The 21640-nt window shown below is 70.0% G+C and carries 19 protein-coding genes; 13 read left to right on the forward strand and 6 right to left on the reverse strand.

Translation table 11 applies throughout. The features are described from left to right. Window positions 1–167: 167 nt before the first annotated feature. The 7 genes from IU449_RS05310 to IU449_RS05340 all read left to right on the forward strand — a co-directional run bounded on the left by IU449_RS05310 (window position 168) and on the right by IU449_RS05340 (window position 11340). On the forward strand, window positions 168–1691 hold the full coding sequence (locus IU449_RS05310) for an ABC transporter substrate-binding protein (protein ID WP_228803716.1): 1524 nt from the start codon (window positions 168–170) through the stop codon (window positions 1689–1691). Next, window positions 1688–2617, forward strand: a complete 930-nt coding sequence (locus IU449_RS05315; protein ID WP_195000803.1) for an ABC transporter permease — start codon at window positions 1688–1690, stop codon at window positions 2615–2617. Before IU449_RS05310 ends, IU449_RS05315 begins: the two co-directional genes overlap by 4 nt. After that, window positions 2614–3438 carry an ABC transporter permease subunit gene (locus IU449_RS05320; protein ID WP_195000804.1) on the forward strand — a complete coding sequence of 275 codons (825 nt, stop codon included), beginning with the start codon at window positions 2614–2616 and terminating at the stop codon, window positions 3436–3438. The genes IU449_RS05315 and IU449_RS05320 overlap by 4 nt, the downstream gene beginning before the upstream one ends. Further along, a complete protein-coding gene (locus IU449_RS05325; protein ID WP_195000805.1) occupies window positions 3435–4868 on the forward strand; it encodes an ABC transporter ATP-binding protein in 1434 nt (477 codons plus the stop codon). Before IU449_RS05320 ends, IU449_RS05325 begins: the two co-directional genes overlap by 4 nt. A 216-nt stretch (window positions 4869–5084) precedes the next feature. Then, the gene (locus tag IU449_RS05330; RefSeq protein WP_195000806.1) at window positions 5085–6761 is read left to right on the forward strand and encodes an NAD(P)-binding protein; all 1677 of its coding nucleotides are present in this window, start codon (window positions 5085–5087) and stop codon (window positions 6759–6761) included. Next, window positions 6758–10330 carry a pyruvate:ferredoxin (flavodoxin) oxidoreductase gene (nifJ, locus tag IU449_RS05335; protein ID WP_195000807.1) on the forward strand — a complete coding sequence of 1191 codons (3573 nt, stop codon included), beginning with the start codon at window positions 6758–6760 and terminating at the stop codon, window positions 10328–10330. Before IU449_RS05330 ends, nifJ begins: the two co-directional genes overlap by 4 nt. Next, the gene (locus tag IU449_RS05340; protein WP_228803718.1) at window positions 10330–11340 is read left to right on the forward strand and encodes a dihydroorotate dehydrogenase-like protein; all 1011 of its coding nucleotides are present in this window, start codon (window positions 10330–10332) and stop codon (window positions 11338–11340) included. Before nifJ ends, IU449_RS05340 begins: the two co-directional genes overlap by 1 nt. Window positions 11341–11415: 75 nt before the next feature. Here the strand turns inward: IU449_RS05340 and IU449_RS05345 are convergent, their stop codons facing one another. Further along, window positions 11416–12075, reverse strand: a complete 660-nt coding sequence (locus IU449_RS05345; protein WP_195000808.1) for a response regulator — start codon at window positions 12073–12075, stop codon at window positions 11416–11418. Window positions 12076–12190: 115 nt separating this feature from the next. On the opposite strand from IU449_RS05345, the gene IU449_RS05350 reads away from it, so the two are divergent. Continuing rightward, complete coding sequence (locus IU449_RS05350) at window positions 12191–12694, forward strand: hypothetical protein (RefSeq protein ID WP_195000809.1); 504 nt, start codon at window positions 12191–12193, stop codon at window positions 12692–12694. Between the two features lie 25 nt (window positions 12695–12719). On the opposite strand, the gene IU449_RS05355 is transcribed toward IU449_RS05350, so the two are convergent. Further along, window positions 12720–14048, reverse strand: coding sequence for a sensor histidine kinase (locus tag IU449_RS05355; RefSeq protein WP_195000810.1), 1329 nt, complete (start codon window positions 14046–14048; stop codon window positions 12720–12722). A 42-nt stretch (window positions 14049–14090) separates the two neighbouring features. Here IU449_RS05355 and IU449_RS05360 point away from each other — a divergent pair, with 42 nt between their 5' ends. Genes IU449_RS05360 through IU449_RS05370 form a run of 3 tightly spaced genes read left to right on the forward strand, consistent with a single transcriptional unit; the run spans window position 14091 to window position 17868 of the window. Next, window positions 14091–14879 carry a TSUP family transporter gene (locus IU449_RS05360; protein ID WP_228803720.1) on the forward strand — a complete coding sequence of 263 codons (789 nt, stop codon included), beginning with the start codon at window positions 14091–14093 and terminating at the stop codon, window positions 14877–14879. Between the two features lie 56 nt (window positions 14880–14935). Beyond that, on the forward strand, window positions 14936–16480 hold the full coding sequence (locus IU449_RS05365) for a TldD/PmbA family protein (RefSeq protein WP_195000811.1): 1545 nt from the start codon (window positions 14936–14938) through the stop codon (window positions 16478–16480). Continuing rightward, window positions 16477–17868 (forward strand): metallopeptidase TldD-related protein, encoded by a 1392-nt coding sequence (locus IU449_RS05370; protein WP_195000812.1) that lies wholly within the window; start codon window positions 16477–16479, stop codon window positions 17866–17868. The genes IU449_RS05365 and IU449_RS05370 overlap by 4 nt, the downstream gene beginning before the upstream one ends. 18 nt (window positions 17869–17886) lie before the next feature. Here the strand turns inward: IU449_RS05370 and IU449_RS05375 are convergent, their stop codons facing one another. The 3 genes from IU449_RS05375 to IU449_RS05385 all read right to left on the reverse strand — a co-directional run bounded on the left by IU449_RS05375 (window position 17887) and on the right by IU449_RS05385 (window position 19593). Then, window positions 17887–18420: a DUF4333 domain-containing protein gene (locus IU449_RS05375; protein ID WP_195000813.1), complete on the reverse strand. Its 534-nt coding sequence runs from the start codon at window positions 18418–18420 to the stop codon at window positions 17887–17889. A 166-nt stretch (window positions 18421–18586) separates the two neighbouring features. Continuing rightward, window positions 18587–18973 (reverse strand): PPOX class F420-dependent oxidoreductase, encoded by a 387-nt coding sequence (locus IU449_RS05380; RefSeq protein ID WP_195000814.1) that lies wholly within the window; start codon window positions 18971–18973, stop codon window positions 18587–18589. A 71-nt stretch (window positions 18974–19044) separates the two neighbouring features. Continuing rightward, window positions 19045–19593 (reverse strand): PadR family transcriptional regulator, encoded by a 549-nt coding sequence (locus tag IU449_RS05385; protein WP_195000815.1) that lies wholly within the window; start codon window positions 19591–19593, stop codon window positions 19045–19047. A 106-nt stretch (window positions 19594–19699) separates the two neighbouring features. On the opposite strand from IU449_RS05385, the gene IU449_RS05390 reads away from it, so the two are divergent. Next, the gene (locus IU449_RS05390) at window positions 19700–20443 is read left to right on the forward strand and encodes a glyoxalase (RefSeq protein ID WP_195000816.1); all 744 of its coding nucleotides are present in this window, start codon (window positions 19700–19702) and stop codon (window positions 20441–20443) included. Window positions 20444–20613: 170 nt separating this feature from the next. Then, a complete protein-coding gene (locus IU449_RS05395) occupies window positions 20614–21330 on the forward strand; it encodes a class I SAM-dependent methyltransferase (protein ID WP_195000817.1) in 717 nt (238 codons plus the stop codon). Between the two features lie 3 nt (window positions 21331–21333). On the opposite strand, the gene IU449_RS05400 is transcribed toward IU449_RS05395, so the two are convergent. Next, window positions 21334–21630, reverse strand: coding sequence for a DUF6191 domain-containing protein (locus IU449_RS05400; RefSeq protein ID WP_195000818.1), 297 nt, complete (start codon window positions 21628–21630; stop codon window positions 21334–21336). Between the last annotated feature and the right edge of the window lie 10 nt (window positions 21631–21640).

Below are 21640 nucleotides of genomic sequence, written 5' to 3' on the forward strand. Positions count from 1 at the left end.
TCGGCAACACCGCAGTGCCGCAACATCTTCGAGCAGAGATCGACCACGCCGTCGAAAAGTGCCGATGGTGCGCGCAGGCATTGCCCGACTCGGGTAGGACAGGCTAACCTCCACAAGTTGTCGGAGGTCGAGCTGTACGACGAGTGGGGTGGGTGCGCGCCGTGGAGATGAACAGGCGTCGACTGCTCGGTGCCGGTGTCGGCCTGAGCGCGATCGTGGCGTTGGCGGCGTGCGCAGATCCCGCCGGCTCGGACCGCTCGCCGGGTGCGCCCCGTGGTGGTGGGACACTGCGGGTCGGTGCGATCGGGAAATCGTCGAAGATCGAGCGGGATCCGCATCGAACGATCAGCAACGACAGTGATTTCCTCATCCTGTCGCTGGTGTTCGACGCGCTGACGGTCCCCGGGGCCGAGCCGAACGTAGCCCCACGCCTCGCCTCGTCGTGGGTACCCGATGCCGAACAGCGGACCTGGACGTTCACCATCGCCGCGGGGGCCACCTTCCACGACGGGCGACCGGTGACCGCCGCAGACGTCGTGTGGTCGCTTCGACGCCTGCGCGAGATCGCCGGCGAGACCAAGGTGCCGGTGCCCTCGGTCGAGGACATCCGTGCGGCCGGACCGAATGCGGTCGCCCTCACCTGCGCGGCGCCCAACAGCCAGTTGCCGTTGCTGCTGCGCCTGATGACCTTCGTCGTCCCCGAAGGCACGACCGACTTCGCCGCGCCCGTCGGCAGTGGGCCGTTCCGGCTCGAGAGCTACTCCGCAGGCAATGCCCGGCTGGTGCGCAACGAGCGGTGGCACGGCGGCGCCGCACTGCTCGACGCCGTCGAGGTCACCCTGTTCGAGAGCCCGGAATCGATGGCCAACGCGGTCTTGTCCGGACAGATCGACCTCGCCTCGAACGTCGGCGCGGTCGCCGGGCGCACGGCCGAAGCGCGCGGCGATCTGCGCGTCGTCCGCCGCCCGGACGACGTCGCGGTCGCGATCGCGATGCGCACCTCCGACGGCCCGTTCGCCGATCCGCGCGTGCGTGAGGCGCTTCGGCTCGCCGTGGACCGCGAAGCGATGGTGGCGCAGGTGCTCTCGGGGTACGGCAGTATCGGCAACGACATCCTGGGAACAGCCGACCCGACCTACGACTCCGGCATCCCGCAGCGCCGCCGTGACGTCGAGCGGGCCCGGCAGTTGTTGTCCGAGGCGGGGTTCGACACCCGGCAGACCTATCGACTGATCACCAAGCAGGAAGCAGTAGGCGAAGTCGAATCGGCGAGGGTCTTCGCGAGCCAGATGAAGGACATCGGCCTCACTGTCGAGGTCGTCGTTCAGGAAGCGAATGCCTTCTACGACCAGACCTGGCTCCAGGCGCCGTTCTACACGGTCAACTGGGGAACCAACGATTCCGTCGTCTTCTTCGCCAGCAAGCTGATGTATTCCGGGACCGCATGGAACGAAACCGGTTTCCGCGACCGCGATTTCGACGCGGCCTACGCGGCGGCTCTCGCCGCACCCGCGGGTGCGAAATACACCGAGGCGAGCACGACCATCCAGCGGATCCAGTTCGACCGCGGTGGATACATCGTGTGGGGCATGGCCGACGGCATCGACATCGCGTCACGATCCGTGCAGGACCTGCCGACCGCGGGCGGCTACGGCCGAGTCCAGCTCGAGCGCGTCTGGTTGTCGAATTGACCGCAGCCGCCCTGCTCGTGACACGGCGCCTGGCGCTGCTGGTCGCCCTGTTGGCGGTGGTGTTCGTGATCGTGGATCTGCTGCCCGGCAGCGCGGCGCAGGCCGTGCTCGACCGGGACGCCACCGCTGAGCAGGTCGAGGTGAAAAGCCGCGAACTCGGACTGGACCGGCCGCTGCCGGTGCGGTTCTGCGACTGGCTCGGCGGCGCCGTCACCGGCGATTTCGGGACGACGGCGCGCGGAATCCCGGTCGCCGACATCCTCGCGGCCAGATTTCCGCCGACCTTGCTGCTGGCTTCACTCGCGATGGCGATCACCGTGGTGGTCTCCGTGCTGTGTGGACTGTGGTGGGCGGCGCGGCCCACCGGGACGGCCGCGCGGCTCCTGCAGCCGGGGTCCGCCTTCGTCATCGCGGTTCCGGAGTTCGTGGTCGCCACCCTGCTGGTGCTGGTCTTCTCGCTGTGGCTGGGCTGGCTGCCCGCGGTGACCATCACCGATCGATCGGGCTATCCGGCGAGCCCGCAGATGCTGGTACTGCCGGTCGTGGCGCTGGCCGTGCCGCAATCGGCGTGGAACGCCCGCGTGGTCCGTGGCGCGCTGCGCGATGCCGCGGCGGAGCCGCATGTCGAGAACGCCGTACTCAACGGTCTCCCCGAACGCAGTGTCCTGCTGCGCCACGTCCTGCCGTTCGCCTTGCCGACCGTCGCGGCATCGTTCGCCACCTCGGTCGGCACCTTGTTCGGCGGGGCGCTGGTCGTCGAGACGATCTTCAACTATCCCGGTGTGGGGTCCACGATCGCCGGGTCGGTCGCCGATCGCGACACCGCGCTCGTCGCGGCGGTGGTTGCGCTGACCGGCGCGACGATCATGGGCGTGCTGTTGACGGCCGACGCCGTCCGCGCGTGGGCGAATCGAGGCCGCGCATGACGGTGCGGGCGAGCGGCTCACGGCTGCGGCGGTGGCCGGTCGTGCTGCCCGCCGTGGTGATTCCGACCGTCGCGGTGGCCGGCCCGTTTCTCGCCCCGCACTCGGTCGATCACCCGGTCGGCATCAGCTTCGCACCACCCGACGGGTCGGCGTGGCTCGGCGGTGACCGGCTCGGCCGCGACGTCGCGAGCCAACTGCTCCACGGTGGGTGGGGACTGCTGCTGCTCGCCGCGATCATCGCGATCCTGGTGACCTTCCTCGCGGCGGTCCTGGGCTCGCTGGCCGGATTGGAGCGTGGGATCGGCAGGTGGATCGAACGCGCTGCCGACCTCGGCGTGCTGCTTCCCCCGGTGCTGGCGATGCTGCTGTTCATGCTGTCGTGGCCCGAATCCGGCGCCGTGGGGCTGGTAGCGGTGGCGGTGATCGCGGGAACGCCGTACACGGCGCGCGTCTTCGCCGCGGCCGCCTCCGGCATCGCGACGGCGGGCTTCGTCGAGGCCGCCCGCGCCCGCGGCGAGCATCTCGGCTATCTCGTCTTTCGCGAACTGCTGCCGAATCTGCGCGAGACTCTGCTCACTCAGCTCGGCTTGCGGTTCGTCGAGGCGATGTATCTGGTGAGCACGGCCGCGTTCCTGCACCTGCCCACCACGCTCGGCGACGCCAACTGGGCGGTCATGGTCAGGGAGAACGCGCCGGGCATCCTGCTCAACCCCGCGGCCGTGCTGGCGCCGAGTCTCGCCATCGGGGTGCTCGCGGTCGGGGTGAACAGCACGGTGGTCGCTTTCGGGCGGGGAAGGCGTGGCCGGTGGACCACAGGGTGAGCGTGTCCGAACTCTCGGTCAGCACCGGCTCCGGTGCGCCGATACTGGCGCCGACCTCGCTGCGGGTGCCCGCGGGCTCGCTGACAGTGCTCATAGGTCCCTCCGGAGCGGGGAAAACCACGCTCATGCGCGCCCTCGTCGGACACCTGTCCGAGGGCACCGTCCGATCCGGCGGTTCGGTCCACGTCTGCGGAGTGGACGTCTTCGCCCTCGATCCCGCTGCGCTACAGTCCTTCCGCCGCACGAACCTGGCCTTCGTGAGCCAGGACCCCGGAGCCGCGCTGAATCCGGCGATGCGCGTCCGCTCACTGCTGCGCGAGGCGGCCCCGCGCGCAGGAGAGCGGTCGTTCGACCACATTCTCGCTCGCGTGGGTCTGCCCGCCGCCTGTCTGCGCCGCCGCCCCCGCGAACTGTCCGGCGGGGAGCAGCGACGTGTCGCGCTCGCACTGGCACTGGTCCGGGATGTCGGGGTGTTGGTCGTGGACGAGCCGCTCGCGGGCCTGCACGGGCGACTGCGCGCCGAGATCGCCGACCTGCTGCGCTCACTGGCCACCGACAGCGGGGTAGCGGTGATCACCTCGGGACACGACACACAGATCATGCGCCGGATCGCCGACGAGGTGGTCGCCCTCGGCACATCACCGAGTGTGCTGCGGCGCTTGACGGTTCGCCTGCCGAGCCCGTCGGCACCGGAGGGCATCGCGCTGCGTGCCCGGGGCATCTCGGCCCGCGCCGGAGCCAGGAAACTGCTCGATTCGGTCGACCTCGACATCGGCTCGGGAGAAAGTGTCGCGCTCGTCGGTCCGTCCGGCGCGGGCAAGACCACCCTGACGCGCGTCCTGGCGGGGATCCACCCGGACGCGACCGGCTCGGTCGAGGTGAACGGCAGGCCGCTCGCGGTCGGGCGCGGACGCCGAACACGCCGGGATCGGCGACGCATCCAACTGATCCCGCAGAACCCGCTGTCCACCCTGAACCCGAAACACACGGTGCTGCAGGCTCTCGCGCGCCCTCTGCGACTGAGCGGCAACGCCGCTCGCGGCGAGGTCCCCGACCACGCCGCCCGGCTGCTCGCCGATGTCGAGATGAGTCCGGGCATGCTGTCGCGCTACCCCGGCGAACTGTCCGGCGGACAACGCCAGCGCGTCGCGATCGCCCGCGCTCTGGCCACCGACCCGGACGTCCTGATCTGCGACGAGATCACCTCCGCACTCGACGCCGACACCGCCGCCTCGATCATGCACCTGGTGGAACGCACCCGGATCGAGCGCGGCATCGGCGTGCTGGTGGTCAGCCACGACATGGCGTTGGTCGCCGGGCACTGCCACCGCATCGTGGTACTGGCCGACGGCGCGGTCGTCGAGCGAGGCGCCACCTCCGCTGTGCTCGCAGCCCCGGGCACACCGGAGACCAGGGCCCTGCTGGTGTGACGGCGCCGGTACGGCCGCCGCCCGGTCATCGATCGCCGGCCGCCTGATCACCGGCGCCGAGGTGCCCTGCCCGGCTGTTCCTGTCGGCCCCGCCCTTGCACCACGCCGCCGTCCGCGCCTCGGCCACCAGGGCACGCGCGTCCGGTTTCGGGCGTGGGGTGAGGACGACACGCCCCATAGCCTGCCGAGGACCTCGCCAGGTCCTATCGTGGGGGCATGACTGCCGAGGCGAGCAGCGCCGGTGGGACCGGAGAGTCTCCGGTTCGGCTCTCGCAGGAACTGACGCCGCTGCCGGATCTGCGGCAGGGCCGCCCTCGTGCCGGGCCGGAGCGGGTGCGGCGCCCGGTGTATGTGGATCTGCTGCCGCCGTGCAACGCACGCTGCCCGGCCGGTGAGAACATCCAGGCATGGTTGGCGCACGCGAAGGCGGGCCGGTTCGAGCAGGCCTGGCGGCAGCTGGTGGACGACAATCCGTTCGCCGCCATCCACGGACGGGTCTGCTATCACCCGTGCGAATCCGTGTGCAACCGCAGCCGTCTGGACGAGGCGGTGTCCATCCACGCGGTCGAACGCTTCCTCGGCGACCAGGCCCGCGAGCACGGCTGGACGTTCGCCGCGCCGCCGGTCCGCAGCGGCCATCGCGTCCTGGTGGTCGGCGCGGGCCCCAGCGGATTGTCCGCCGCCTACCATCTCGCGCGCCGCGGCCACGACGTCGAGATCCGTGACGCGGGAAGCGAACCCGGCGGAATGATGCGGTACGGCATCCCCGCCTACCGGCTGCCCCGGGACGTGCTCGACGCCGAGATCGGCCGTCTCGCCGCTTTGGGGGTGCGCTTCACGCCCGATCACCGCGTCGAAGATCTCGCCACCGAACGCGACGAGGGCGGCTTCGCCGCGGCCTTCGTCGCCGTGGGCGCGCATCTGTCCAAACGCGTCGACATCCCGGACTGCGACGCTGCGACGATGGTCGACGCGGTGGCGTTCCTGCGCCGAGTCGCGTCCGGCGAACGGCCCGACCTGGGCGAGCACGTGGCGGTCTACGGCGGCGGCGACACCGCGATGGACGCGGCCCGAGTCGCCCGCCGTCTCGGCGCGCAGGACACCGTCATCCTCTACCGCCGCACCCGCGAGCAGATGCCCGCCCACGCGGAGGAGGCCGAAGACGCCGAGCGCGAGGGCGTGCGGATCCATTGGTTGCGCACGATCACCGCCTTCGACAGTCCCGAACTGCGGGTGGAGGTCATGGAGCTCGACGAGTCCGGCCGTCCACGGCCGACCGGGCGCCTCGAGACCCTGAGCGCGGACACGGTGATCATGGCGATCGGGCAGCAGACCGAGTCGGCGTTCATGCGGACGCTGCCCGGAGTGGAGTTCGACCGCGACGGCAGCGTGCGGGTGAACGAGTCGCTGATGACCGGATGCCCCGGAGTCTTCGCCGGCGGCGACATGGTTCCCGGCGAACGCACCGTGACCGCGGGGGTCGGGCACGGCAAGACGGCCGCCCACCACATCGACGCCTGGCTGCGTCGCACCGCCGGCGCCCGCCCTGCCAAGCATCCGATCGCCACGTTCGATCAGCTGCACCTGTGGTACTTCGGCGACGCAGGCAGGCGGGCCCAGCCGGAACTGCCCGCCGAGGAACGCACCGCCGGGTTCGACGAGGTGGTCGGGGGGCTGTCGGCGCAGGCCGCGACGTTCGAGGCGGGCCGGTGCCTGTCGTGCGGGAACTGTTTCGAATGCGACGGCTGCCTCGGCGCGTGCCCGGAGGACGCGATCGTCAAGCTGGGCGCGGGCCACGGGTACCGCTACGACTACGACAAATGCACCGGCTGCGCGGAGTGCTTCGAGCAGTGCCCGGTCCATGCCATCGAGATGTTTCCGGAGCCGACATGACACAGGTGACGATCGACGGCAACGAAGCCACCGCCTCGGTGGCCTACCGGCTCAACGAAGTGTGCTGCATCTATCCGATCACCCCCTCGTCGACGATGGCGGAGCTCGCCGACGAGTGGTCCAGCGCCGGACGCCCCAATCTGTGGGGCACGGTGCCGAGCGTGGTGGAGATGCAGAGCGAAGGCGGAGCGGCGGGCGCGTTACACGGCGCCCTGCAGGGCGGGGCACTGGCGACGACGTTCACCGCGTCGCAGGGGCTGTTGTTGATGATCCCGAACATGTACAAGATCGCGGGCGAACTGACCTCGGCGGTCATGCACGTCGCCGCACGATCCCTGGCCACGCAGGGACTGTCGATCTTCGGCGACCACTCCGACGTGATGGCGGTCCGCCAGACCGGGTTCGCCCTGCTCGCTTCGGCCTCGGTACAGGAGGCTCACGATCTGGCGCTGGTCGCACAGGCCGCCTCCCTGCGCACCCGGGTACCGTTCCTGCACTTCTTCGACGGCTTCCGCACCTCGCACGAACTCAACACCATCGAGCCCCTGTCCGACGACGACCTGCGTGCCCTGGTGCCCGAGCAGCTCGTCCGCGACCACCGCGGACGCGCGTTGTCGCCGGAACGCCCGTTCATCCGGGGTACCGCCCAGAACCCGGACACCTATTTCCAGGCGCGTGAGACCGTCAACCCGTTCTACGCCCGAGTTCCCGCGGTGGTCGACGAACTGATGGCCGGGCTCGGGCAGCGCACCGGACGCGACATGCGCATCGTCGACTACACCGGCCATCCCGAGGCGGAACGGGTGCTGGTGCTGATGGGTTCGGGGGCGCAGACCGCCGCCGAAACAGTCCGGGTGCTCGCCGAGGCCGGGGAGAAGGTCGGGTCGGTGCAGGTGCGGCTGTATCGGCCGTTTCCCGCCGAGGCGCTGCTCGCCGCGCTACCCGCGACGGTGCGCACGATCGGAGTGCTCGACCGCACCAAGGAGCCGGGCTCGTTCGGGGAGCCGCTGTATCTCGACGTCGTGGCCACGGTCGCCGAGGCGTACGCCTGCGGGCAGCGGGCGCGGCTACCGCGGGTGTGCGGCGGCCGCTACGGGCTCTCGTCGAAAGAGTTCACCCCCGCCATGGTGGCCGGGGTGCTCACCGAACTCGCCCGCGAGCATCCGCGCAGCCGGTTCACCGTCGGCATCGACGACGACGTGTCGGGCACCAGCATCGCCTACGATCCCGGGTTCGACCTCGAGGCCGACGACACGGTGCGGGCGGTGTTCTTCGGCCTCGGCTCCGACGGCACCGTCGGCGCCAACAAGAACACCATCAAGATCCTCGGCGCGCGGCACGACCTGCACGCCCAGGCGTACTTCGTCTACGACTCCAAGAAGTCCGGCTCGCAGACCGTCTCCCACCTGCGGTTCGGGCCCCGCCCGATCCGGGCGCCGTATCTGATCGGCCGGGCGGATTTCGTGGGCTGTCACCAGTTCCGCTTTCTGGAGAAGGTCGATGTGCTCGGCCGCGCCGCGGAGAATGCCACGCTGCTGCTGAACTGCCGGTATCCGGCCGACAAGGTGTGGGACGCGCTGCCGGGGCCGGTCCAGCGGCAGATCCTGGACAAGCGCCTGACCGTGTACGCGGTCGACGCGGGCCGCATCGCCCGCCAGGTAGGCCTGGCGGGGCGGATCAACGTGGTGCTGCAGACCTGCTTCTTCGCGATCTCGAACGTGCTGCCCCGCGAGGAGGCGATCGCCCGGATCAAGGACGCCGTCGCCACCACCTACGCCGACCACGGTGCCGACGTGGTCCGGCGCGAACTCGAGGCGGTCGATCTGGCGGTGGAATCCCTGCACCGGATCACCGTCCCGGACCGGGTGAGCAATACCGCCGCGCCGGCCCCGCTCGTGCCCGACGACGCGCCCGAGTTCGTACGCACCGTGACCGCGGAGATGATGGCGGGCCGCGGTGACGCGCTGCCCGTCAGTGCCCTGCCGGTCGACGGCAGCTACCCCAGCGGAACCACTGCCTACGAGAAACGCAACATCTCCGAACTCGTCGCCGCCTGGGATCCGGATACCTGCATCCAGTGCGGCAACTGCAGTTTCGTCTGCCCGCACAGCGTGATCCGCACCAAGTTCTACGACGAGGACCACCTCACCGGCGCCCCGCCGGACTTCCCCTCCGCCCCGCTCGGGGCCGTCGGTCTCCCGCAGACCCGCTACAGCCTGCAGGTCTACGTCGAGGACTGCACCGGCTGCGGCCTGTGCGTCGAAGCCTGTCCCGCGCTCACCCCCGGCGTCCCGCCCGCCAAGGCCATCGATCTCGCACCGCGCGAACCCCGGGTGGCCACCGAGCGGGAGAACATCGCGTTCTTCGAAACCCTGCCCGAGGTCAACCGCTCCCGCGTCGACTTCGGCACCGTGCGCGGCACCCAGTTCCTCGAGCCGCTGTTCGAGTTCCCCGGCGCCTGTGCCGGCTGTGGGGAAACCCCGTACCTGAAGCTGCTCTCGCAGCTGTTCGGCGACCGGGCGATGATCGCCAACGCCACGGGCTGCTCGTCCATCTACGGCGCGAATCTGCCCACCACCCCCTGGACGACCGACGCGAACGGGCGCGGCCCCGCATGGTCGAATTCGCTGTTCGAGGACAACGCCGAATTCGGGCTGGGGTTCCGGCTCGCCGCCGACGAACACGCCGACCTCGCTCGGCGGCGTCTGACCGAACTGCGGGAGGTGATCGGGCCCGCTCTCGTCGACGACATCCTGACCGCGCCGCAACTGCGCGAGTCCGAGCTACGCGCCCAACGGGAGCGGGTGGCCGAACTCGACGCCCGGCTCGCGCAGCTCGACCCGGCGCTGACCGCCGACCTGCGCAGTGTGCTCGACCATCTGGTCCGGCGCAGCGTGTGGATCGTCGGGGGCGACGGCTGGGCCTACGACATCGGCGCGGGCGGCCTCGACCACGTACTGGCCGGCGGCCGCAACGTCAACATCCTCGTCCTCGACACCGAGGTGTACTCCAACACCGGCGGGCAGATGTCCAAAGCCACCCCGCTGGGCGCCATCGCGAAGTTCGCCGCCGCGGGAAAGACCGTGCCGATGAAGGACCTTGCGTTGCAGGCCATCGCCTATGGCAACGTCTATGTCGCCCGCGTCGCGATGGGCGCCGATCCCCAGCACACATTGCAGGCGATGCGCGAAGCCGAAGCCTACGAGGGCCCCTCGCTGGTGATCGCCTACAGCCAGTGCATCGCGCACGGCATCGACATGCGTCACGGGATGGACCAGCAGTATCGCGCGGTGGCCAGCGGGCACTGGCCGCTGATCCGCTACGACCCGATGCTGCGGGCGGCCGGCCGCAACCCCTTCCTGCTCGACTCGCACCGCCCTCGCATCCCCCTCGACGACTACCGCAGCCGGGAACTGCGCTACCGCGCATTGGCCAACAGCGACCCGGCCGAATACGACCGGATCCTCGCCCTCGCCGAAGAGGCGATCGCGCAACGCTGGAGCCGCTACGAGCAGATGGCTTCGCAAGGGCCGCAACACTTCACCGCCGACGCTCGGAAGGGCCACTGATGGACCTGTCCACACGGTACCTGGGCCTCACACTGCGCAATCCGCTCATGGCGGCGGCGTCCCCGCTCTCACGGACGGTCGACGGTGTCCGCAGGCTCGCCGACGCAGGCGTCGGCGCGGTGGTGCTCTATTCGCTGTTCGAAGAGCAACTGGTGCGCGAAGCGCAGCGCAACGCGGCACTGACCGAGCGCGGTTCGCAGAGCTACGCCGAGTCGCTGTCGTATTTTCCGCGGCGCGCCACGCAGGATCACGGCCCGCGCCGCTACCTGAGCCTGCTCGAACGCGCCGCGCGGGCCGTGCCGATCCCGGTCATCGGCAGCCTCAACGGCGTCACACCGGGCGGCTGGACCGACCATGCCCGGTCGATGCAGGACGCCGGTGCGGCCGCGATCGAGCTGAACATCTACTTCCTGCCCAGTGATCCGCACGTCAGCGGAAGGGACGTCGAACAACGGCACCTCGACATCCTGGCCCGGGTCCAGGACGCCGTCACCGTCCCGGTGCAGGTCAAGATCTCCCCCCACTTCAGTTCTGTCGGAGAGATGGCGCTGCGCCTCGACGCGGCGGGCGCCGACGGGCTGGTGCTGTTCAACCGGTTCCTGCAGCCCGGCATCGACTGCGAGACCCGCACCGTCGTCCCCGACATCCAGCTGTCCACCGCGGCCGAATCCCGTCTGCCGATGACCTGGATCGCTTTGCTCCGCGGGCGGATCGGTGCCGCGCTCGCCGGGGGTGGAGGTGTCGAGGACGGCGCCGACGTCGTCAGATTTCTGCTGGCCGGGGCTGATGTCGTGCAGACGGCGTCGGCGTTGTTGCGGCACGGTCCCGAGTACGCCGCCGTCCTGCTCGACGAGGTGTGTCGGTGGATGCGCCGCAAGGAGTACGGCAGCGTCGAGGAGTTCCGTGGGTTGCTCGCCGTACCCCCCGGCGCGGACGGCACGAGCCGCGGACGTGGCGACTACGTCAGCGCACTGCGCGAGGCCGACACCGGCGCTTACGACATCCTCTGAGCACCACCCGATACCTGTCGCCGTGCTCGACCGGCGCATCCCTGCCGAAGCGCGGTGTCGCACGGGTGCAGAGCCTCACCCCCCGGGTCGCACCAGTCCGGTCTCGTAGGCGAGGACCACCGCCTGCACCCGGTCGCGCAGGCCGAGCTTGGTGAGCACCCGACCGACATGGGTCTTCACCGTGGCCTCGGACAGGAACAGCTCGGCGGCGATCTCGGCGTTGGAGCGGCCCGCGGCGATCTGCTCGAGCACCTCGCGTTCGCGTGCGGTCAGCGCGTCGAGGATCGAGGGATCGCGCAGGCCGGCGGGGTCGGCGGCCACCATGCGATCCAGCAGGCGCTTGGTCACCTTGGGCGAGACCACCGCGTCCCCCGCCGCGACACTGCGGACGGCCGAGATCAGATCCTCCGGCGGGGTGTCCTTGAGCAGGAACCCGCTCGCCCCCGCGCGCAGCGCGCCGAGGACGTGCTCGTCCAGGTCGAAGGTGGTCATGACCAGCACTTTGCAGGCGGTGTCCGACTCCAGGATGCGGGTGGTCGCGGTGACTCCGTCGACCACCGGCATGCGCACGTCCATCAACACCACGTCGGGGCGCAGTTCCTTGGCGCGGGTCAGCGCCACCGCGCCGTTCTCGGCCTCGCCGACCACCTCGATATCGGGATGCGCGCCGAGCACCATCTTCAAACCCATGCGCATCAGTTCTTGGTCGTCCACGACTAGTACGGTGATCGGCACCGCACCAATCTAGCCGCGCCGAAGACCGGTCGAGAACGGGTCCGTCGAGCGGAGAACGGTGTCGGCGCTCGTCGTTACGCTTTCCGGTTCGATCGATCCAATCGTGGTGGGGCGCATGAACGAAGAACTCCGAATGCTCGACTTCCCCGGCATCCCCGGCGGCACTGCCGGCGGACGACACGCCCCGGCGCGGCCGGGGCCGAGATCCACCGTCCAGTGCGCGGGCCTTCCCGTGCCGCCGTTGGCGCGGCCGGTGTTCCGGCTGACCGACCCCGAACGCCGGGCCACCTCGCTGGCCCGGTTCGCCCGGCGCATGGTGCCGGTTCCGGCGCTGGCGCGATTGCGCCAGGTGGGCTGGCAGCTCGCCCGCCCGGTCGACGGCCTGCACGATCACCTCTACCGGCCCGTCGGCAAGGACCTGCGGGTGCTGCTGCAGCTCGACGACGGCCTACCCGCCGACGCCCCGTGGGCCGAGGACGAACGGGTGGTGGAGGCTGTCGAACTGTCCTCCGCGCCGCCCGCGCCCTGGTGGAGCCGCTGCGGGGACACCCCCTTCGGGGTACTGGATCCGCTGACCGCGAGCGAGGTGCTGCGCGAACTCACCGACGCCCTGGGCTGACCGATGAAACCGGAAGGCTTCGGCGTCAGGGCAGGGCGATCGAACCGGGATGCTCGGCGAGTTCGAGCGGGATGATCGCGCACACCCGCCAGGCACCGTCGGGCTGCGGCCCGACGGTGAGGCTGCCGCCGAGCACGGCCACGCGCTCGCGCATGCCGACCAGGCCCAGGCCGCTCCCCCCGCCCGAACCGCGCGCACCACGGGAACCGCGGGCACCGCGAAAACCGCTCGCACCGCCCGGCGCGGTGGTGGCACCGCTCGGCGAGGCGTCGCTCCCGCCGGTGCGCTCGCCTCGACGCCCGGACAGGCCCGACCCTGTCGTCTCGAGCGGAAAGTCCGCGACCGGCACGCCGCCGGAGTCGGTGACCTCGACCAACACGTCGTGCTCGCGGCGATGCACCCGCACCCACGCCTTGGGATGCGCGCCGGAGTGCCGCAGGGTGTTGGTCAGCGACTCCTGCACGATGCGGTGCACACCGAGGCTGACCTCGGGAGCGACGTCGTCGATCGCGCCGGTCATCTCCAACTCCACCGCGAGCCCCGTGCCGCGCATCATCTCCACCACCTTGGCGATCCCGGCCGTCCCGTGCTGGGGCAGTTCACCCGGCGCGTGCTCGGTGCGCAGCAGTTCCACCGTGCGGCGCAGTTCGCGCAGGGCGTCGCGGCCGGTGGCGGCGATGACGCCGAGAGACTGTTCGGCGGCGTCGGGGTCCCGGCGCAACGCGTAGCGGGCGCCGTCGGCCTGGACGATGATCACCGACACCGCGTGCGCGACGACGTCGTGCAGTTCTCGCGCGATCCGGGTGCGCTCGGCGGCGACGGCTTCGTGGGTGCGTCTGCGCAGTTCGTCGTCGGCCACCGCCAGGCGCGCGGCGACCTCGGCGTCGTAGGCGTGCCGGGCGCCGTTGAATTCGGCCAGCGTCCAGCACAGCGCGTAGTACACCGCCACGAACGCCACCGTGGTGGTGGTCGGCTGATCCAGCAGCGCCATCGCCAGCAGTGAATCGACCGCCAGCGCCACCAGCAGGATCAGTCCCTCCCGCCTGCCCACGTAGGCGACCAGGGTGTAGAGCATCACGCCCAAGCCCAGCAACGCCGGGTGCTGGGCGAAGTCGTCGAGCAGGTATCCCAGCAGGGTCGTGCCGATCGCGAGCGCCACCATGGCCGCCGACATCGACCGCGGATACCGCCGCCGCAGCGCGATCGGCAGCGGGAGCAGACCGGCCAGCACCAGATAGACCGCGGGCTGGACGGCCGCGCCGATGCCGGTCAGGTCGAGCACCAGCAGGCCCAGTGCCAGGATCGAATCCGCCACCAGCGGCTTGCCGCGCAGCCAGAGACTGAACTGTCGCACTGTCCCAGCCTAGGTGTCCGGTCGGCGAGGTGGGTTCATCGGATGTCTGGTTGGCTGGGGCGCGTGGATCTCACGGACTGGCTGGTTCTCCTGACCGCCGCGGGTGCGGCGGGCTGGGTGGACGCCGTGGTCGGCGGCGGCGGGCTCATCATTCTGCCGACGCTGTTCCTGGTGTCGCCGGGCATCGCGCCCGCGACGGCGCTGGGCACCAACAAGTTCGCCGCGGTCGCGGGTACCACCGCCTCGGTGCTGACGTTCGCGCGCAAGGTCCCGATGAACTGGAAGCTGCTGCTACCCGCGGCGGCGATCGCCGCGGGCGCCGCTGCCGTGGGGGCGGCGGCGGTCTCGCTGATCGACCGGGACCTGTTCATCCCGATCGTGATGGTGGTCCTGGTCGCGGTCGCGGTCTTCGTGACCGCGCGGCCGTCGGTCGGCATCACACTGGCGACCGACCCGCCGACTCGCCGCAAGACGATCCTGGTGGTCCTGGTGGCGGCCGGTCTGATCGGCGCCTACGACGGCCTGCTCGGACCGGGGACCGGAACATTCCTGATCATCACCTTCGCCACGCTGCTGGGCACCGAGTTCGTGCGCGCCGCGGCGATGGCCAAGGTGATCAACTGCGGCTCCAATGTCGGCGCTCTGGTCTTCTTCGGCCTGACCGGGCACATCCTGTTCGCACTCGGCGCGGGGATGGCGGCGGCCAATGTGCTCGGCGCGATCGCGGGCTCGCGGATGGCGCTGCGCAAGGGCGCGGAGTTCGTTCGGATCGTGCTGCTGGTCGTGGTGGTCGTGATGGTGGTCCGGCTGGGCTGGCAGCAGTTCGGTTGAGTTCGGCCGGGTTCCGTTCGTGCGGTCGCGGGTGCGCAACCGGTAGCGTGGCCGGGGTGAGCACCGCGACTTCCGGCGGCCGGGCAGGCCGGGCCGTCGACGCCGAATTCCGCGCGCTACCACTCGGTGCGCTCGCCGAGGCCGCGCTCACCGCGGCCACGGCGGCGGGCGCCGAACACGCCGACCTGCGCGTGCACCGGTTGCGCACCCAATCCATCCGACTGCGCGACGGGCGCGTCGAGGCGGTCACCGACAGCACCGACCTCGGTTTCGCGGTACGCGTGATCGTCGACGGCACCTGGGGTTTCGCCTCACACGCCGCACTGACCCCGCGGAACGCCGTCGCGGTGGCCCGGCAGGCCGTCGCGGTCGCGACAGCCCTGCGCGAACTCAATCGCGACCGGGTGGAGCTGGCGGCCGAACCCCGCTACGCCGACGTCGAATGGGTGTCCGGCTACGACATCGACCCGTTCGAGGTGCCCACCGCGCAGAAGGTCGAGCTGCTGCAGGACTATTCGGGACGCCTGGCCGCCGCCGACGGGGTCGATCACGTCACCGCGGGTGTGCTGCAGGTCAAGGAACAGACCTACTACGCCGACACCGCCGGGACGATCCTCACCCAGCAGCGGGTGCGTGTGCACCCCGAACTCGAGGCGACCACCGTCGATTCGGCCGCCGGTGTCTTCGAGACCATGCGCACACTCGCCGCGCCCGCGGGCCGCGGCTGGGAGTACGTGACCGGTGCGGACGGCGTCTGGGACTGGGACGACGAACTCGCCCACATCCCCGGCTGGCTCGCCGAGAAGGTGAAGGCGCCCACGGTCCTGGCCGGTCCGACCGATCTCGTCATCGACCCGACGAATCTGTGGCTGACCATCCACGAATCCATCGGTCACGCCACCGAGTACGACCGCGCCATCGGCTACGAATCCGCCTACGCGGGAACTTCTTTCGCGACCCCGGACAAGCTCGGCACACTGCGTTACGGCAGCCCCGTCATGCAGGTCACCGGCGACCGCACCGAGCCGTTCGGCCTGGCCACCGTCGGCTACGACGACGAGGGCGTGGCCGGGCAGCGCTGGGATCTGGTGCGCGACGGCGTCCTCGTCGGTTACCAACTCGACCGCGCTTTCGCCCCGCGCCTGGGACTCGATCGCTCCAACGGCTGCTCCTACGCCGATTCCGCGCATCACGTGCCGATCCAGCGGATGGCCAATGTGTCGCTGGCCGCCGATCCCGAGCGCGACACCAGCACCGAGGAGCTGATCTCGCGGGTCGAGGACGGCCTCTACATCGTCGGCGACAAGTCCTGGTCGATCGACATGCAACGCTACAACTTCCAGTTCACCGGTCAGCGGTTCTTCCGCATCCGCCACGGCGAACTGGCCGGTCAGGTACGCGATGTCGCCTACCAGGCCACCACCACCGATTTCTGGGGCGCGATGGAAGCCGTCGGCGGACCGTCGACCTGGCGGCTCGGCGGCGCCTTCAACTGCGGTAAGGCCCAGCCCGGTCAGGTCGCCGCGGTCAGTCACGGCTGCCCGTCGATCCTGGTGCGCGGCATCGATGTTCTCAACACCCGGACGGAGGCTGGTCGGTGAGCGCACTGGGAGTGCCCGCGGGCGAGGTGGTCGAGCGGGCGCTGGCCGCGTCCCGCGCCGACGAGGCGATCGTGCTGGTCACCGACGCCCACGAGGCGTCGTTGCGCTGGGCGGGCAATTCCATGACCACCAACGGCGTTTCGGCGTCGCGGCAGTGGGCGGTGGTGTCGATCTTCCGTGACGGCCCGGCCGTCGCTCGGGTCGGCAGTGTCAGCTCCACCAGCGTCGATCCCGCCGATATCGAGACCGTGGTGCGCGCCGCCGAAGAGGCCGCGCGCACCGCCGAGCCCGCGAAGGACGCCGCGCCGCTGCTCGAGGTCGACGGCCCCGCGCCGGACTGGGCGGACGAGCCGGGCAGCACCGGCATCGACGTGTTCGCCGAACCGGCGCGCGGACTGGCGGGGGGATTCGACGGCGCCGACCGGCTCTACGGTTTCGCCCATCATCGGGTCCACACCACCTGGCTGGGCACCTCCACCGGGTTGCGGAGGCGGTTCGTCCAGCCCACCGGATCGCTGGAGATCAACGGAAAACGCGGTCCCGAAGCCGATCCGGCCAGCGCGTGGGTCGGGGTGAGCACGCCCGATTTCACCGATGTGGACATCGCCGGAATGCTCGGGGAACTGTCGCGGCGGCTGGACTGGGCGGCGAAGAAAGTCGACCTGCCCGCCGGACGCTACGAGACAATCCTGCCGCCCTCGGCGGTGGCCGATCTGATGATCTCGCTGATGTGGTCGATGGAGGCCCGCGGCGCCTACGAGGGACACAATGCCTTCGCCACGCCGGGCGGCGGCACCAGGATCGGCGAGCGGCTCACCGATCTGCCGCTCACCCTCTACTCCGACCCGACCGCCGAGCATCTGCGGCACCGGCCGTTCGTCGCGACCGCCGCCTCCTCGGACACGCTGTCGGTCTTCGACAACGGCCTGATCGCCGATCGGGTGGACTGGGTGCGCGAGGGCGTGATCAACGCGCTGGCCCAATCCCGTGCCACCGCTGCCGAATTCGGCTCCGTCACCACGGTTCCCGGGGAGAATCTGCTACTCACCGGTGGTTCGACGGCCGGCATCGACGATCTGGTCGCGGGCACCGAACGGGGTCTGCTGCTCACCACCCTGTGGTACATCCGCGAGGTGGATCCGGCCACGCTGTTGCTGACCGGGCTCACCCGCGACGGCGTCTATCTGGTGGAAGACGGGCGTGTCACCGCCGAGGTCAACAACTTCCGGTTCAACGAGAGCCCACTGGATCTGCTGCGCCGGGCGAGCGAGGCGGGCGCTACCGAGTTGACGCTGCCGCGCGAGTGGTCCGACTGGTTCACCCGCACGGCCATGCCGCCGCTGCGGATTCCCGACTTCCACATGTCCTCGGTGAGCCGGGCCACCTGAGCCCGTCGCCGTCGGAGCTCAGAAGGGCCTGCTCACCTCGTACACGCCGTCGGTGCTGGTGATCGTCACCGACACCGACATCGGCTCGCCGTCGATCGTCACCGAGCAGGCGAACTGCGCGCCGACGACGATCGCCTGACCGGCGGGGCACGTCGCCGCACCGACGCCGGTGAGACCGTAGGAGCCGCTCAGGACCGTCACCACGCCGCTCTGCACGGCGGCCTGATCGAGGGTGCCGGTCTCGGGGGCGACAGTGGTGAGCGCGGGTGCCTCGGTGGCGACGGTGATCTCGAGCGGTGCGGGAATCTGCCCGGCGGGCGCGGCGGCCACCGGCGAGGACGTGACCGTGGTCCGCGGTGTGTCGCCCATCGCGCTCTCCCGCAGATTCACCACCACCAGTCCGGCGATCACCCCGGCCACCGCGATGGCGACCGCCGCCACGATGGCTGCCACCAGCACGGACGCCCAACCGCCGTCGGTGTGCTCGGGTTCGGGCGCTTCGGCGACCGGGTAGGGCTGGGACGCCCTCGGTGGCCGCGTCGGTGCTGTCATGAACGATCCCTCCCGCCGGGGCAGGGACGCGACATCATGTCCGCCTGGGGACCACCCCGGTTATGCCCGTCGAAGGATAGCCGACACCTCGGTGAACGGCGGCTCCTGGGCCGGAATCTCCCTGCCCGGCTTGCCGATTCCCTCCGCCCGGGATCCGGGACCGGCTTCAGACGGCGGGGGTGATCTCGATGCCCACCGTTCCGGCCTTGCCGCGACGGATAGTGCTTCCCATCAGCACCACCCAGGCGAGCAGTTTGTACTTGCGCTTCAACAGAGTTCGGACGTTTTCGGTGCCTTCGGCGTCGAGTACCCGGCCGGTCCCCTCGATCACCGGGCCGCTCAGCTTCTTGCCCCGCCCGTCGCACGCCTGCACCGTGACCGCCGGATCACGCCGCAGCCGCTTGACCTTCCAACTGTCGGTGACCGTCCACACGTAGAGCTTTCCCTGGTCGGCCACCGCCCACACCGGCGTGCCGACCGGCGTGCCGTCCTTGCGGAAGGTCGTCAGCATCACGTAGTCGGCGGTTCCGGCTTCCCCGAACGCATTCGTCATGCCCGCAGCCTAGGTCGTCGCGGCGAGCCCGGCCACGCTCCGGGTTGTCCGCTTGTCCCCGACGCGCCGCTTCAGTCGCCCAGTGCGTACTCGCCGGCCTCGAGCCGGGCCAGTAGACCGCCGGTCCAGCCGGCGAGGTTGTCGAACACGCCGCTCCACAGTTCGAGCAGGTCGGTGGCGTGCGGTGTTTCGTAGCGGCCGGGGAATTCCGGGATCATGGCGAGAAGTTCCGCCCGCACCGCCGCGGCATTGCGCTGTTGCTCGCGCAGACGGTCGATCACGTGCGCACGGGGCAGCGCGTCCATGAACGCGATGCCCGCGCCCAGTTCTTCCATATCGATGCTCACCAGCGCCTGATCCATGAGTCGCCGGAACTCGGCCTCGCCGTCGGGGGTGAGTTCGTACAGCGTCCGCGCCGGGCCTTCGTCACTGCGCTCGCTGCCCGCCTCGCGAAGTCTGCCTTCGGCGCTCAACTGCTTGAGAGCGTGATAGATCGAGCCGGGTTTGGCGTTGGTCCACGTCTCGGCCCGCCACGACAACAGTTCCCGCCGCACGGCGTATCCGTGCGCGGGCCCCTGGCTGCGCAGGACTCCGAGGACGAGCAGGCGTACCACGGACACGACGGCTCCCTTCTTGTGGTGCTCGATGCTAGTCGAACTTGACTTCCGCGGGTCCGCGCGTAGCTTAGTAATCAAATTTGACTACCAGGCGAAAGGTGTCAGTCTGATGGCCGACTCCCCTGTCCCCATTCTCTGGTCCTCGAACCCGCGCGCCACGCTCGACTTCTACCGTGCGCTCGGCTACACGATCACCCATGAGCAGACCAAGCCCTACGTCTACCTGGGCGTGCAACTGGCGGGCTGCGACCTGCATTTCAGTCCACCCCCGAAAGGCACGGTCACACCGACGGAATCGGTCTACTGCCTGGTCATGGTCGACGACGTCGCCGCGCGGCACCGCGCCTTCAGCGAGGCCATGCGAGGCGTTCACGGCAAGGTGCTGACGAAGGGTTACCCGCGAATCACCCGATTCCGACCCGGCCAGTCCCGGTTCAGCCTCATCGATCCCGACGGCAACACGCTCATGTTCATCCAGCGCGACGAACCGATGGACGTCGAATACGGCGGCGCCGCCGACCTCACCGGCTTGGCCAAGGTGATCGACAACGCGCGCATCCTGCGGGATTTCAAGGTCGACGACAAGGCCGCCGGGCGGGTACTCGAGGTCGGGCTCGGCCGCTTCCGCGAGATCGCACCCGCTGTGGACCGAGCCAAAGCCCTGGTGATGCTGGCCGAGATCGCGATCGCGGCAGGCGATTCCGCGCGCGCCGAGCGGTTCCGCGCCGAGGCCACGGCGCTGCCGCTGTCCGGCGGGGAGCGCGCCGCCGTGGCCGAAGAACTGCGTGCGGGCGCGGAACTCGAGCACTGGCTCGGCGACAAAGGTGAGTCCTTCACCGGACACGCCGAGTGACATTGACATCCCCTGGTGCCCATCCACTAGCGTCGCGGCTGGACACGGACTCTGCGATCCATTCGGAGACCACGGCGATTCCGGTGACCGGCGTCGCCGACGAGCGTAGCGGCATCCAGCATGCCGTCGGGGAGAGGCACCGTACCGGCGGCCGACGAAGGGGACAACCCGTGGGCAGCAGCGATTTCGCGTATACCGGGTGCGACAACCTGGAGGCGATGACCAAGGCGGTCAACTACAACACTTTCCTGGTCGACACGGTCGACAAGCATCTCGGCTTCCCCGGCATCTCGGCGGATACACGGGTACTGGATTTCGGCGCGGGCTCGGGCACGTACGCCGACATGCTCTCCGAGCGGGGGATCAGCCCCGAATGTCTCGAACCGGACGAGGAATTGCAGCACGTCCTGCGGTCGAAGGGCTACAAGGTCGTCGATTACGACCAGGCGCAACCCAGCGAGACCGAACAGTACAGCCTCATCTACACCTTCAACGTCCTCGAGCACATCAAGAACGATCAGGCCGCCGCCGAGCAACTGGCGGCGCTGCTGCGGCCGGGCGGCAAGCTGGTCGTCTATGTGCCCGCGATGGAGATGCTGTACACCGCCATGGACGCCAAGGTGGGGCACTACCGCCGCTATCGCCGCACCCAGCTGAACCGGATCCTGCGCAACGCCGGCCTCGAGATCGCGGAGTCGCGATACTGCGACCCCCTCGGCTTCCTCGCGACGCTGGCCTACAAGATCCTCGGTTCCGCCGACGGCACCCTCGACCCCCGATCCGTCGAACTCTACGATCGCGCGATCTTCCCGCTCAGCAAAGCGCTGCAGATGCTGACGGGCACGTTCGTCGGCAAGAACGTCCTGGTCGTCGCTACCAAATCCTGACCGCTAGGGCGCACGACGGACCAGGCAGGCCGCCCCCGCGGCGAGGTCGATCTCGTCGCGCGGCGGCGCCCCGTCCGAGGGCGTCTCGCGGTGCATGAGCGTCGTCATCCGTTGCTCGAACTCGATGTGCTTGGAGCCCTGGAACGCCGCGGTCACCTCCTCGAAGCCGGCTCCCGCGCGGGGCCGGGTCCAGGGCAGGAAACGCGAGCCGGTGAGCCGGTTCCAGACGACTTCGGCGACGGCGAGCGCGATCAACAGCAGAGCGAGACCGGGAATGGTCATCGCGACGAGCAGGCCCATGCCCGAATGC

Source organism: Nocardia higoensis (assembly GCF_015477835.1).
GTDB classification, from domain to species: Bacteria; Actinomycetota; Actinomycetes; order Mycobacteriales; family Mycobacteriaceae; genus Nocardia; species Nocardia higoensis_A.